The sequence below is a fragment of the Enterobacter sp. K510 genome, from assembly GCF_055804875.1.
This window is the reverse complement of sequence record NZ_JBNRLQ010000006.1, coordinates 245,605-259,150: the sequence shown is the minus strand read 5'-3', so window position 1 is coordinate 259,150 and position 13,546 is coordinate 245,605. Positions and strand designations below refer to the sequence as shown.

The 13,546-nt window shown below is 54.2% G+C and carries 12 protein-coding genes; 7 read left to right on the top strand and 5 right to left on the bottom strand.

The annotated features are described in order from the left end of the window. Positions 1–34: 34 nt before the first annotated feature. A complete protein-coding gene (locus tag ACQUTD_RS12700) occupies positions 35–664 on the bottom strand; it encodes an MAE_28990/MAE_18760 family HEPN-like nuclease (protein WP_473276400.1) in 630 nt (209 codons plus the stop codon). A gap of 8 nt (positions 665–672) precedes the next feature. After that, entirely contained in the window at positions 673–1,734 is a 1,062-nt protein-coding gene (locus ACQUTD_RS12695) for a GmrSD restriction endonuclease domain-containing protein (protein ID WP_473276398.1), read from the bottom strand. A 1,030-nt stretch (positions 1,735–2,764) separates the two neighbouring features. Here ACQUTD_RS12695 and ACQUTD_RS12690 point away from each other — a divergent pair. The 4 genes from ACQUTD_RS12690 (at position 2,765) to nadR (ending at position 7,142) form a co-directional block, all read left to right on the top strand. Next, positions 2,765–3,217 (top strand): hypothetical protein, encoded by a 453-nt coding sequence (locus ACQUTD_RS12690; protein WP_473276396.1) that lies wholly within the window; start codon positions 2,765–2,767, stop codon positions 3,215–3,217. 282 nt (positions 3,218–3,499) lie between these two features. After that, a complete protein-coding gene (serB, locus tag ACQUTD_RS12685) occupies positions 3,500–4,471 on the top strand; it encodes a phosphoserine phosphatase (RefSeq protein ID WP_072570452.1) in 972 nt (323 codons plus the stop codon). Between the two features lie 10 nt (positions 4,472–4,481). Beyond that, entirely contained in the window at positions 4,482–5,864 is a 1,383-nt protein-coding gene (radA, locus tag ACQUTD_RS12680) for a DNA repair protein RadA (RefSeq protein ID WP_072570453.1), read from the top strand. 45 nt (positions 5,865–5,909) lie between these two features. Next, positions 5,910–7,142 carry a multifunctional transcriptional regulator/nicotinamide-nucleotide adenylyltransferase/ribosylnicotinamide kinase NadR gene (gene nadR, locus ACQUTD_RS12675; protein WP_072570454.1) on the top strand — a complete coding sequence of 411 codons (1,233 nt, stop codon included), beginning with the start codon at positions 5,910–5,912 and terminating at the stop codon, positions 7,140–7,142. Between the two features lie 37 nt (positions 7,143–7,179). On the opposite strand, the gene ettA is transcribed toward nadR, so the two are convergent. Continuing rightward, positions 7,180–8,847, bottom strand: coding sequence for an energy-dependent translational throttle protein EttA (gene ettA / locus ACQUTD_RS12670; RefSeq protein WP_318364089.1), 1,668 nt, complete (start codon positions 8,845–8,847; stop codon positions 7,180–7,182). A gap of 218 nt (positions 8,848–9,065) precedes the next feature. On the opposite strand from ettA, the gene sltY reads away from it, so the two are divergent. Beyond that, on the top strand, positions 9,066–11,003 hold the full coding sequence (gene sltY, locus ACQUTD_RS12665) for a murein transglycosylase (protein WP_473276393.1): 1,938 nt from the start codon (positions 9,066–9,068) through the stop codon (positions 11,001–11,003). A gap of 54 nt (positions 11,004–11,057) precedes the next feature. After that, a complete protein-coding gene (gene trpR, locus ACQUTD_RS12660; protein WP_072570457.1) occupies positions 11,058–11,387 on the top strand; it encodes a trp operon repressor in 330 nt (109 codons plus the stop codon). Here the strand turns inward: trpR and yjjX are convergent. Beyond that, entirely contained in the window at positions 11,378–11,893 is a 516-nt protein-coding gene (gene yjjX / locus ACQUTD_RS12655; RefSeq protein WP_473276391.1) for an inosine/xanthosine triphosphatase, read from the bottom strand. The two genes, trpR and yjjX, sit on opposite strands and share 10 nt — an antisense overlap. Positions 11,894–11,947: 54 nt before the next feature. On the opposite strand from yjjX, the gene gpmB reads away from it, so the two are divergent. Next, a complete protein-coding gene (gpmB, locus tag ACQUTD_RS12650; protein ID WP_473276387.1) occupies positions 11,948–12,595 on the top strand; it encodes a 2,3-diphosphoglycerate-dependent phosphoglycerate mutase GpmB in 648 nt (215 codons plus the stop codon). On the opposite strand, the gene robA is transcribed toward gpmB, so the two are convergent. Beyond that, positions 12,592–13,461: an MDR efflux pump AcrAB transcriptional activator RobA gene (robA, locus tag ACQUTD_RS12645; protein WP_072570460.1), complete on the bottom strand. Its 870-nt coding sequence runs from the start codon at positions 13,459–13,461 to the stop codon at positions 12,592–12,594. The two genes, gpmB and robA, sit on opposite strands and share 4 nt — an antisense overlap. Between the last annotated feature and the right edge of the window lie 85 nt (positions 13,462–13,546).

Sequence of the window (13,546 nt, the reverse complement as noted above, 5' to 3'; positions counted from 1 at the left end):
GCTGTTATCTCATATAGATTATTTAGCCTCACTTTCAGGTTTGAGCGAGGAACTGTCGCTGATTCAAAAAAAGATCGGCATAGGAAATAAAGTCGAACAGCGCTTCATTTACTGACTTTTGCACCTCACCTAGTTTTTTATTTGTAACTTGCAAACCAGCCTCCGACAGGGACTGCTCTCCGTGCGCGATCTTGTTTCTTTTGTTTTTCACTAATAAAATATGTTCTGCATTACCTTTTACATTCCCTACAATAATGCCATAACTTTTAAATACCTCTCTTATTTTAAAACAGTCCAAGTTTCCAGAGAAAACAGTTTTAACTTTTTGATATTCACTTAAATAGGGAAAGGTGAGGTTGGATGAGGCAAAATCCTCAGCTAACTTTCTCTTCCTTTTTATATTGAGATCGCCATTTCCAAAGTGATAGTGTAAAAATTTATCTTTTATCTTTGGCGACAAATCAACAAAGTGACATTTATTACATTCTTCGTGAACTCTTTCAAGAATGGAGTAAATCGTGGCCTCTATATTATTATATAGAGCGACATAAAAACCAGACTTTAGAATGATAGTTATATCTACATTTCCATTTATAGAAGATACCGACTCTATATGAGATAATAGAGATTTAACAGAGTCACTTCTTTCCTGAAAATCTGCCATTACGCTATTCATTTTGAAAGCTCTATGATTCTATTCTTAACAAATTCGATTCTTTTGTTTAGGTTTTCCGTTGAGTGAGTCCTGTACTGCCCGGTTGCTGCACGGCTGAACTCTCGATCGGTGAAAAAATATTGAACCTCAATTTGTTTTTTCAAAATGAGAGGTTTTTTTTCTTCCAGTGCAAGGTGAGTCCCTACCGAGATTGCCTCAAAAAGTATTCTTGATACATCTTGTCCTTGTTTCTTAGAGAATCCATATTTGAAGTTATCACTTACAAAGTTGACCATTCTTTCAAACTTTTCCCTTTTATCTTTCTTCTCCTGATCGGTGAATGAGTCGCGTTTGTCCCCCATATAATTATCAAGGGCCTTACTAACGCTTCTTGAAAACGCATTGAACTTAGGGTAGTGATCGACCAAAGCAAAAAATCTAAGAATTAACTCTTCATGCTCCTGTCTTTTTTCGACGTTTTTAGAAAGATGCACTGCTTTTTTAAATTTATCATTCTTAGCACATTCATTATATATAAAATCTGTGAATTTACCTCTGTACACCCCTTTTCTTGTTTCCATATTCCTTAGAATATCACTGCCTTTATTTATCCTTTCGAATAAGTCATTTTTCACTTCTTCATTAGCTGCTTCGGAAAGAACAAATACAGATATCGTAGTATTGTTGAACTTTCTTCTCCTGGATATATCAAAATCAGCGAAGTGCATTCCATTCAGCTTTGTTACCTTTTCTAGCCCAGTTAGCTCAAGAGTTCCTTCAATGAAGGCGCTTAAAGTTCTTATCCTCTGAGACCCGTCAACTATCTCAAGTCTTCCGCTTTTATTTTCAGCGACAAATATAGGAGGGACAGGCAAACCTAATACTATAGACTCAATTAATTTTGATTGCCTCGAATCATCCCACACAAAATCCCGCTGATAATCTGGTACATAAATTTCGTTTTCATCATCATCTAAGCCATTATTATATTTGCTAACTAGCAGCTCAATTGTGTAATCTTTGCTATCGTAAGCCACAGTTTTTTTAAGTTCTACTATTTGATTTTCTACGTCACTCATTTAAAGCCCCTTTTTATTTCTAAAGTAAATTTAAAGAATTATTTATAATAAAATCAAAAGCTTAACTACCGTCCCTCCTTCTTATTTGCTTCGCTTTACCCTCAATGCCTAATTTTTGATACATGAGCCTTTGGGACATACTTATGAAATGAGCCAGCGGCTAATTTTAGATCGTCCATTTGCCAATGCCTAGCGTAATACATGAAACTTCCTTATCGTCAAGATGTATAAAAGTAGAGGCTATACGATCATAGTAGGCTTGCTGACATTGTTCATATTCTGTCCAATGATTACGAATCGTATAATATGCCCATCTAAGAATTTTGTCGAACAGCATGCTGTTAAAGCTTGAGCAGAAGTCGGCAATGATTTCTTTATCGTTCGTGGCCTCAGGAAGAAAAGGTCTACTAGGAAGTCCAGAGTATAAAGTTCCGGTTACAAGACTGAACTGCTTTAGTGATTAATTTAGGCGGAAACTAGTAACCTCCGCTTATGGCACAAAGCCACCCTTGAACCGAATTCCAGACCATTACCGATCCCACCATACTACTCAGCAATACTTTTTACCGCATCCTGACTTCCTTTATCGTCCCGTCCAGATCTAACGCTGCAAAACACGCCCCTAAAAAGCAAACTAGCCGGGGATGTTCATGTGGGCCCGTAATGATTAGAGGGGGTAGAAATGATCGTACAGACATCCTCCCTTTTAGACATCCTCCCTTTTTCAAACACCTTTGCGAGCCGCTACGCAAACCGTACAGCTAAATCCACTTGCCGTTAATCGACTCCGGCAGTAGCATCTTCCCGCACCTGCAAAATCAGGTGCCGGGATTAGCCTCCACGAATTGTTACAGGCGACATAATTTTTATGTCGTGCGTTCGGCTACACCTCAATGGTGGGCCGGGCGAGGGCGTCGCAAGACGCGCCGGTTTCCTGTAACACCGGTAAGGCTAACCTCGTCCGGTTCCGCCACCCGTGGGATTAGCCTCTCCGCTGGCGGAATATTAAACCGTTACAGGAGACTGCCTTATGGCTACCATCCCCGATCAGTTGTACCCATTACTTACCGTTCCTTTTACTGCTGACACCGATTTCACCCTGCTGGCGGATCATTGCGAGCACTTCGCCGAAGCGCTGATTGAAAGCGACGATCCGGCGCTGCGCCTCGCCATGTGCGGACGGCTCAATGCCTGCCTGATGCTGCTCCAGCCCACGCTGAATGAGGTGATACCGCCGCATCTGGTTGGGGCGCTCACGGTGGATACACCGCCCGCGCAACCGCCCCGTTTCGAACCGGAATCTGACCTGTTATGTGAATACTGCCTGACGTTAACGCGCGTGCTCAACAGCCAGTCGCTGCCGCCGGACATGGAAAAAAGCCTCACCGGGCTGCTCTGTGAACTGGTGTGGTATTTCACGGACATCATGAAAGCCCCGCGCTGGGTGCGAACGCAGGCGGGCGTGCAGGAACTGGAAGCGTAGCGTAACGGTAAACGTCCTGCCGGGTACCCTCTCTCCGGGCCCGGCAGCACTGCACAATTCCACATGAAGCTGTTGCCAGAAGCGATGGTTACAAGGTAGCCTCATGCGTTATTTTCCTTATACCCGTCATACTTCAGGTTGCAGGTGTGTTGGCTTTCCTCGTTCACCCCGGTCACTTACTTATGTAAGCTCCCGGGGACTCACTGCGTCGCCGCCTTCCTGCAACCCGAATTATTCAGGGTATAGACAATTTCCGACGCGAACGTGTAAACAGGAGCATTAATGCTTAACAGTCTGACCTGGTGCGATCTGCCTGAAGAGGTTTCTCAGTGGCCTGGATTGCCGCTCTCGTTAAGTGGCGATGAGGTGATGCCGCTGGATTATCATGCCGGTCGCAGCGGCTGGCTGCTTTACGGTCGCGATCTGAATAAAGCGCGCCTGACGGAGTATCAGCGTAAGCTGGGCGCAGCCATGGTGATTGTGGCGGCCTGGGGCGTGGATGAGTATCAGGTGATCCGCCTGGCCGGTTCGCTGACGCCGCGCGCCACCCGTCTGGCGCACGACGCGGGGCTTGACGTCGCGCCGCTCGGCAAGATCCCGCACCTGAAAACGCCGGGATTACTGGTGATGGACATGGATTCCACCGCCATTCAGATCGAATGTATAGATGAAATCGCCAAACTGGCGGGCACCGGCGAGATGGTGGCGGAAGTCACCGAACGCGCCATGCGCGGCGAACTGGATTTTACCGAAAGCCTGCGCAGCCGCGTGGCGACCTTAAAAGGGGCCGACGCCAATATTCTGCGCCAGGTACGCGATGACTTACCGCTGATGCCGGGCCTCACGCAACTGGTGCTGAAGCTACAGTCACTGGACTGGAAAGTCGCCATTGCCTCCGGCGGTTTCACTTTCTTCGCCGATTACCTGCGCGACAAGCTGCACCTGACGGCGGTGGTCGCCAATGAACTGGAAATCATGGACGGCAGGCTCACCGGCCATGTGCTGGGCGACATCGTGGATGCGCAGTACAAAGCGAAAACGCTGAAACGTCTGGCGGAAAAATATGACGTGCCCTTTGAGCAGACCGTGGCCATTGGCGATGGCGCTAACGATCTGCCGATGATTAAAGCGGCAGGGCTGGGCATTGCCTATCACGCCAAGCCAAAAGTGAACGAAAAGACAGAAGTGACGATCCGTCACGCTGACCTGATGGGCGTGTTCTGCATCCTGTCGGGCAGCATGAATCAGAAATAACGAGGTAAAAGTGGCAAAAGCTCCGAAACGCGCATTTGTATGTAATGAATGTGGTGCCGATTATCCGCGCTGGCAGGGGCAGTGCAGCGCCTGCCATGCCTGGAACACCATCACCGAAGTGCGTGTGGCGGCATCGCCCGTGGTTGCCCGTAACGAGCGCCTGAGCGGCTATGCCGGTAATGCGGGCGGCTCGAAGGTGCAGAAGCTCTCCGAGATCAGCCTTGAGGAATTGCCGCGCTTTTCCACCGGCTTTAAAGAATTCGACCGTGTGCTGGGCGGCGGCGTGGTGCCGGGCAGCGCAATACTTATCGGCGGTAACCCCGGCGCGGGCAAGTCCACGCTGCTGCTGCAAACGCTGTGCAAGCTGTCGGAGCAGATGAAAACCCTGTACGTCACCGGGGAAGAGTCGCTGCAACAGGTGGCGATGCGCGCGCACCGTCTGGGCCTGCCGACGGCGAATCTCAATATGCTGTCTGAAACCAGCATAGAAGACATCTGTACTATCGCCGATGAAGAGCAGCCGAAGCTGATGGTTATCGACTCCATCCAGGTGATGCACATGGCGGATATCCAGTCGTCGCCGGGCAGCGTGGCGCAGGTGCGTGAAGGGGCGGCCTATCTGACGCGCTACGCCAAAACGCGCGGCGTGGCCATTGTGATGGTCGGCCACGTCACCAAAGACGGCTCGCTGGCCGGGCCAAAAGTGCTGGAGCACTGCATCGACTGTTCAGTGCTGCTGGACGGCGATGCCGACTCCCGCTTCCGCACGCTGCGCAGCCATAAAAACCGCTTCGGCGCGGTCAACGAACTCGGCGTGTTCGCCATGACCGAGCAGGGCCTGCGCGAAGTGAGCAACCCGTCCGCCATCTTCTTAAGCCGTGGCGATGAAGTTACCGCCGGCAGTTCGGTGATGGTGGTATGGGAAGGCACGCGCCCGCTGCTGGTGGAAATTCAGGCGCTGGTGGACCAATCAATGATGGCTAACCCGCGCCGCGTGGCCGTTGGTCTTGAGCAAAACCGTCTGGCGATTTTGCTGGCGGTGCTGCACCGTCACGGCGGTCTGCAAATGTCGGATCAGGACGTGTTCGTTAACGTGGTCGGCGGCGTAAAAGTCACCGAAACCAGCGCGGACCTGGCGCTGTTGCTGGCGATGGTCTCCAGCCTGCGCGACCGCCCGCTGCCGGACGATTTAGTGGTGTTCGGCGAAGTGGGGCTGGCGGGCGAGATCCGCCCGGTGCCGAGCGGGCAGGAGCGTATCTCCGAGGCCGCCAAACACGGCTTTAAACGCGCCATCGTGCCTGCGGCCAACGTGCCGAAAAAACCGCCGGCAGGGATGCAAGTCTTTGGTGTCAAGAAGCTTTCTGATGCGCTATCTGTTTTTGACGACTTATAATGATTTATTAAGCGGAAATTAACCGCACTGATGCAGGAGGCACCTATGTCGTCATTTGATTACCTGAAGACCGCGATCCGCCAGAAAGGCTGCACCCTGCAGCAGGTGGCGGATGCCAGCGGCATGACCAAGGGCTACCTCAGCCAGTTGCTCAACGCCAAAATCAAAAGCCCGAGCGCGCAGAAGCTGGAAGCGCTGCACCGCTTTTTAGGGCTGGAATTCCCGCGCCGCCGCAAATCCGTCGGCGTGGTGTTCGGCAAGTTTTACCCGCTGCATACCGGGCATATCTATCTGATCCAGCGCGCCTGTAGCCAGGTGGACGAGCTGCATATCATCATGGGCTATGACGACACCCGTGACCGCGCGCTCTTTGAAGACAGCGCCATGTCACAGCAGCCGACCGTGCCGGATCGCCTGCGCTGGCTGTTGCAGACCTTCAAATACCAGAAGAACATTCATATTCATGCCTTTAACGAAGAGGGCATGGAGCCGTATCCCCACGGCTGGGACGTGTGGAGCCGGGGCATGAAAGCCTTTATGGAAGAGAAGGGCATCGAGCCGAACCGGATCTACACCTCCGAAGCGCTGGATGCGCCGCAGTATCTGGAACATCTGGGAACAGAAACCATCCTCATCGATCCTGAACGCACCTTTATGAACATCAGCGGCGCACAGATCCGCGAGAACCCGTTCCGCTACTGGGATTACATTCCCACCGAAGTGAAACCTTTCTTTGTGCGCACCGTCGCCATTCTTGGCGGCGAGTCGAGCGGCAAATCCACGCTTATCAACAAGCTCGCCAACATCTTTAACACCACCAGCGCCTGGGAATATGGCCGCGATTATGTCTTCTCGCATCTGGGCGGCGACGAGATGGCGTTGCAGTATTCGGACTATGACAAGATCGCGCTGGGCCATGCGCAGTACATTGATTTTGCGGTGAAATACGCGAACAAAGTGGCCTTTGTGGATACAGACTTTGTCAGCACCCAGGCGTTCTGTAAAAAGTACGAGGGGCGCGAGCATCCGTTTGTGCAGGCGTTGATCGACGAGTACCGTTTTGACCTGGTGATCCTGCTGGAAAACAACACGCCATGGGTCTCGGATGGCCTGCGCAGCCTCGGCAGCTCGGTGGACAGAAAAGAGTTCCAGGCGTTACTGGTGTCACTGCTGAAGCAGAACAATATCGATTTTGTGCATGTGGAAGAGGCGGACTACGACGCGCGTTTCCTGCGCTGTGTGGATCTGGTGAAGCAGCTGATGGGCGAGCAGGGCTAAAAAAATGCCCCTTCCCGGTGGGAAAGGGGCACCGGCATTACTTCGAAATACGCTTGTACTTGATACGCTTCGGCTCCAGCGCGTCCGCGCCCAGCGTGCGTTTCTTGTACTCTTCGTATTCGGTAAAGTTACCTTCGAAGAATTCCACTTTGCCCTCATCCTGGTAATCCAGAATGTGGGTGGCGATACGGTCAAGGAACCAGCGGTCGTGCGAGATCACCATCGCGCAGCCCGGGAACTCCAGCAGGGCGTTTTCCAGCGCGCGCAGGGTTTCGATATCCAGGTCATTGGTCGGTTCATCGAGCAGCAGCATGTTGCCGCCAACCTGCAACAGCTTCGCCAGGTGCAGACGACCACGCTCACCGCCGGACAGTTCGCCCACGCGTTTACCCTGATCAACCCCTTTAAAGTTAAAGCGGCCAACGTAGGCGCGGCTTGGCATCTCGGTGTTGCCGATACGCATAATATCCAGCCCGCCGGACACTTCTTCCCACACGGTTTTGCTGTTATCCATCGCATCACGGAACTGGTCAACGGACGCCAGCTTCACGGTTTCACCCAGCTCGATGGTGCCGCCGTCTGGCTGCTCCTGACCGGACAGCATGCGGAACAGCGTGGATTTACCCGCGCCGTTCGGGCCGATGATGCCGACGATCGCGCCTTTCGGCACGGAGAAGCTCAGGCCGTCGATCAGCTGACGATCGCCGTAGGATTTGCTCAGGTTGGTAACCTCAACGACTTTATCGCCCAGACGCGGTCCAGGTGGAATAAAGAGTTCGTTGGTTTCGTTACGTTTCTGGTATTCGGTGCTGTTAAGTTCTTCAAAGCGTGCCAGACGCGCCTTACCTTTCGACTGGCGGCCTTTCGCGCCCTGACGAACCCACTCCAGCTCTTTCTCAATCGACTTACGACGCGCCGCTTCCTGAGAAGCTTCCTGCGCCAGACGCTGATCTTTCTGCTCCAGCCAGGAGGAGTAGTTACCTTCCCACGGAATACCTTCACCGCGGTCAAGCTCCAGGATCCAGCCCGCAACGTTATCAAGGAAGTAACGGTCGTGGGTGATCGCCACCACGGTGCCTTCGAAGTCGTGCAGGAAGCGTTCCAGCCAGGCGACGGATTCCGCATCCAGGTGGTTAGTCGGTTCGTCGAGCAGCAGCATGTCCGGCTTTTCCAGCAGCAGACGGCATAGCGCGACGCGGCGGCGTTCACCACCGGACAGTTTTTCGATTTTGGCATCCCAGTCCGGCAGACGCAGCGCATCGGCGGCGCGTTCCAGCTGCACGTTCAGGTTGTGGCCGTCATGCGCCTGGATAATTTCTTCAAATTTACCCTGTTGCGCCGCCAGCTTATCGAAGTCGGCATCCGGCTCGGCGTACTTGGCGTACACTTCGTCCAGGCCTTTCAGGGCGTTAACCACTTCGGCGACCGCTTCTTCAACGGACTCGCGCACGGTATGTTCAGGATTGAGTTTCGGCTCCTGCGGCAGATAACCAATTTTCAGGCCAGGCTGCGGACGGGCTTCACCTTCGATGTCGGTATCGATGCCGGCCATAATGCGCAGCAGGGTGGACTTACCGGCACCGTTGAGACCCAGCACGCCAATTTTTGCGCCCGGGAAGAAACTCAGCGAGATATTTTTCAGGATATGACGTTTCGGCGGAACCACTTTGCCGACACGATGCATGGTATAAACGAATTGAGCCACGTTGGACTTCGCCTCTTTTATCGGGATGTGAATGGTCTTTAACTGCGCAGTGTAGCGGTTTTCACGGCGCAATCCCAGCAGGCCCGGGCGAGAGTGTTAAATCACACCGAAAAGGTAAAAAAGTGTCCGGGGCGTGGCGCGATAGGGGATGCCTGGTTAGCATAAAGTATTCGCGCGCATGATGCGGTGAAGCGTTTTATTTATAAGAGGAAAAGCCTGTGCAGAAAGCAAAACACGTCGTCTGGCAGATGCTGGTGGTGGGCAGCTGTTTACTGACCCTCAGCCATACGGCACGCGCCGATTCGCTGGACGATCAGCGTAACCGTTATGCGCAAATCAAGCAGGCGTGGGATAGCAAACAAATGGACGTGGTGGCGCAGTTGATGCCGACCCTCACCGATTACCCCCTCTACCCTTACCTGGAATACCGCCAGATTACTGACGATCTGATGAACCAGCCGGCGATCAAGGTCAGCAATTTTATTCAGTCAAACCCGACGCTGCCCCCGGCGCGCAGCCTGCAAAACCGTTTTGTGAACGAGCTGGCGCGGCGTGAAGACTGGCGCGGCCTGCTGGCGTTCAGCCCGCAAAAGCCGGGCACCACCGAAGCGCAATGTAACTATTACTACGCCAAATGGAACACCGGACAGGCCAGCGAAGCCTGGCAGGGCGCAAAAGAACTCTGGCTGACGGGTAAAAGCCAGCCTAACGCCTGTGACAAACTGTTCGGCGCCTGGCGCGCCTCCGGCACTCAGGATCCGCTGGCCTATCTGGAACGTATCCGCCTGGCAATGAAAGCCGGGAATACCCAGCTGGTGACGGTGCTGGCAAATCAGATGCCCGCGGAGTACCAGACCATTTCGACGGCGATTGTGACGCTGGCGAACGATCCCAACAGCGTGCTGACCTTCGCCCGCACCACCGGGGCCACCGATTTTACCCGCCAGATGGCGGAAGAAGCCTTCGCCAGCGTGGCGCGTCAGGATGTGGAAAATGCGCGCCTGATGCTGCCGTCGCTGGTGCAGGCCCAGCAGCTTAATGAAGATCAAACCCAGGCGCTGCGCGATATTATCGCCTGGCGACTGATGGGCAACGATGTCACCGACGAGCAGGCGCGCTGGCGTGACGATGCCATTATGCGTACCCAGTCCACGTCGCTGGTGGAGCGCCGGGTGCGTATCGCCTTAGGGCAGGGAGATCGCCGCGGGCTGAATACCTGGCTGGCCCGTCTGCCGATGGATGCCAAAGAGAAAGACGAGTGGCGCTACTGGCAGGCGGATCTGCTGCTGGAGCGTGGCCGTGAAGAAGAAGCGAACACCATTCTGCGATCCCTGATGCAGCAGCGCGGTTTCTATCCGATGGTGGCGGCGCAGCGCCTGGGGGAAGACTATCCGCTGAAAGTGGATAAAGCGCCCGGCAACATCGATCCGACGCTGGTACAGGGTCCGGAGATGGCACGCGTGCGCGAGCTGATGTACTGGGGGCTGGATAATACGGCCCGCAGCGAGTGGGCCAATCTGGTCACCAGCCGCACCACGCAACAGCAGGCGCAGCTGGCGCGCTATGCCTTTGAGCGTCAGTGGTGGGATCTGAGCGTGCAGGCGACCATCGCCGGTAAGCTGTGGGATCAGCTGGAGGAGCGTTTCCCGCTGGCGTATAAAGATCTCTTTGAGCGTTATACCAGCGGCAAAGATATTTCCCAGAGCTACGCCATGGCTATTTCACGTCAGGAGAGCGCCTGGAACCCGAAAGTGCGCTCGCCGGTCGGCGCCAGCGGTCTGATGCAGATCATGCCGGGCACCGCGACGCATACGGTGAAGATGTTTAATATTCCGGGCTACAGCTCGCCGGGCCAGCTGCTGGATCCGGAGATCAATATCAACATCGGCACCAGCTATTTACAGTACGTCTATCAGCAGTTTGGCAATAACCGTATCTTCGCCTCGGCGGCTTACAACGCCGGCCCCGGACGGGTGCGCACCTGGCTTGGCAACAGCGGCGGACGCATTGACGCCATCGCTTTTGTCGAGAGCATTCCGTTCTCGGAAACGCGTGGGTATGTGAAGAACGTGCTGGCGTATGACGCCTATTATCAGTACTTCATGGGCGGTAAACCGATGCTGCTCACGGCGACGGAATGGGGGCGTCGTTACTGATCTGCCGGGTTTGTGTTATGCTGCTGTACTCGTTGATGAGTATGGCGGTATGACATGACGCAGCAATCTCCTTATTCAGCAGCCGTCGCCGAACAGCGCCACCAGGAATGGTTGCGCTTCGTTGAGCTGCTTACCCAATCCTGCGAACAGGATTTGCATCTTCCGTTGCTCAATTTAATGCTGACGCCGGACGAGCGCGAAGCCCTGGGAACGCGGGTACGGATCATTGAAGAACTGTTACGCGGCGAGATGAGCCAGCGCGAACTGAAAAATGAGCTGGGGACCGGCATTGCGACCATCACCCGCGGCTCGAACAGCCTGAAGGCGGCGCCCGCCGAGCTGCGTGAATGGCTCGAAAAGGCGCTGCTTAAAGATCAGCGATAAACGTCGTTGTGAAACGGACTTAACGCCAGGATCACCGCCTGATGGTAGACGCTGGTACGCGTCAGCTTTCCGGCGGTGAACACGCCAATTGCCCCTTCTTTACGTCCAATTTCATCAATACCCGTAAACTGCGACATCACCGGGCCAAGCGCTTCTCCGGCGCGTACATGCTTCAGAATGACGGCCGGCAGCGGCAGGGTGGCGGAGCGCGCTTCTCCGCGCTGATCGCGGCTTTCAATCACCACCCAGCTGAAGGTGCTGTCATCGTCAATACCCGCTTCTATCGCCACCCAGAAATCCGCCTGCGGCCTTTCACGACGGGCGTTTTCGACACGATTACGTGCGCCAGCCCGCGTTTCTGCGCTGCCGAAGGGCTGTTCCGGCACGCCGCTCTCGACGGCGACAGACTCCATATGGCAGGATCCTTCGCCGAAAATCTCGTGAAATGCGTGCAGAATAGCCTTAATTTTCGCTGGATTGCTGGTAGCTGAGACAACATGGTACATAATCAATATCACTCAGATTTATAAATTTGCCCCGCAGTATAATGGAAAAAACGCATGTTACAGGTATACCTTGTTCGCCACGGTGAAACGCAGTGGAACGCCGAGCGTCGTATTCAAGGGCAGTCAGACAGTCCGTTGACGGCAAAAGGTGAGCATCAGGCATGGCAGGTGGGCGAACGGGCGAAAACGCTCGGTATCACCCATATCATCGCCAGTGATTTAGGGCGCACGCGTCGCACGGCGGAAATTATCGCCGACGCCTGCGGCTGCGACATTATTTTTGACGCCCGTCTGCGTGAGCTGGATATGGGCGTGCTGGAAAGCCGCCATATCGATTCCCTGACGGACGAAGAAGAAGGCTGGCGTCGTCAGATGGTCAACGGCACCGCAGAAGGGCGCATTCCGGATGGCGAGACCATGCAGGAGCTGAGCGAACGTATGCACGCGGCGCTGGCGGCTTGTCTGGATCTGCCGAAAGGCAGCCGTCCGCTGCTGGTGAGTCATGGTATGGCGCTGGGCTGTCTGGTGAGCACCATTCTGGGGCTGCCAGCCTGGGCGGAACGCCGCCTGCGTCTGCGCAACTGCTCTATTTCGCGTATCGATTACCAGGAAAGCGCGTGGCTGGCTTCCGGCTGGGTGGTGGAAACGGCCGGAGACGTCTCGCATCTGGATGCTCCGGCACTGGACGAGCTACAGCGTTAACGACGCACCGGGATCAGGTATTCGCAGCGCAGTTCAATCGGCCGCTCCTGGTTCCGGGCCTCATCCTGCGGGAAGAAGCGCTCTATATCGAGCCCCTTGCGGCGGGTGAGATCCAGCATCGGCATACAGGTGCCGTAGATGGTCAGGATAAATTCCTGCAACTCATTGCCCGGCCCTTCATAGGTGAACATCACGTATTCACCCCCTTCCAGCGTCACCGGATGGGCATTTTGCAGGTGACCGTTCGCCATTTCCGGCGTCACGGCGGTGGTGTAGAACACCTCCTGTTCGTCATCCTTTTCGCTGCCCGGACGCGTTTCATGCAGGCCGTACAGTTCGGCTGGTAACTGCGGCGAGTTGCCTAAGAATTCCCGCCAGAACTGAATACGCATGTCGTTACGGAAGCGCGAAATCTCCTCCAGCGAGCAGGTATAGCTCTGCGTGGTGCCCACCAGATCCATCGTCGGCAGCGTAACAAACTGATATTCGGGCATATGGAATTCGCCCAGACGCAGCGGAGGGCGGATGCCGTAGGCGCTCCAGTCCGGGGCGCGGCGGTATAGTGCTGGCGTCAGGTTAAATTGCTTTTTGAACGCGCGGGTGAAGGTTTGCTGCGAGTCAAAACGGTATTGCAGGGCGATGTCCAGAATCGGACGTGCTGTTAAACGCAGCGCCACCGCCGCCTTGGATAAGCGTCGTGCGCGAATATAGGCACCTATCGCATGACCTGTCACATCCTTGAACATCCTTTGCAGATGCCACTTGGAATAGCCTGCTTTCGCCGCCACATTATCCAGAGCGAGGGATTGATCCAGATGCCCCTCCAGCCAGACAAGCAGTTCGCGAATAATCCCAGCCTGATCCATATTGTGTCCTCATCCTTATTTAGCGGGTGCCTGATACTAAGGTAGCGGATAATAGCATTTTTCGTTCTTTTAGCATTCAGTGTTT

Bases quoted from the DNA above. Each gene is read 5' to 3' on its own strand.
- ACQUTD_RS12700 (WP_473276400.1), bottom strand. From the start codon at position 664: ATGGCAGATTTTCAGGAAAGAAGTGACTCTGTTAAATCTCTATTATCT.
- ACQUTD_RS12695 (WP_473276398.1), bottom strand. From the start codon at position 1,734: ATGAGTGACGTAGAAAATCAAATAGTAGAACTTAAAAAAACTGTGGCT.
- ACQUTD_RS12690 (WP_473276396.1), top strand. From the start codon at position 2,765: ATGGCTACCATCCCCGATCAGTTGTACCCATTACTTACCGTTCCTTTT.
- serB (WP_072570452.1), top strand. From the start codon at position 3,500: ATGCTTAACAGTCTGACCTGGTGCGATCTGCCTGAAGAGGTTTCTCAG.
- nadR (WP_072570454.1), top strand. From the start codon at position 5,910: ATGTCGTCATTTGATTACCTGAAGACCGCGATCCGCCAGAAAGGCTGC.
- trpR (WP_072570457.1), top strand. From the start codon at position 11,058: ATGACGCAGCAATCTCCTTATTCAGCAGCCGTCGCCGAACAGCGCCAC.
- yjjX (WP_473276391.1), bottom strand. From the start codon at position 11,893: ATGTACCATGTTGTCTCAGCTACCAGCAATCCAGCGAAAATTAAGGCT.
- gpmB (WP_473276387.1), top strand. From the start codon at position 11,948: ATGTTACAGGTATACCTTGTTCGCCACGGTGAAACGCAGTGGAACGCC.
- robA (WP_072570460.1), bottom strand. From the start codon at position 13,461: ATGGATCAGGCTGGGATTATTCGCGAACTGCTTGTCTGGCTGGAGGGG.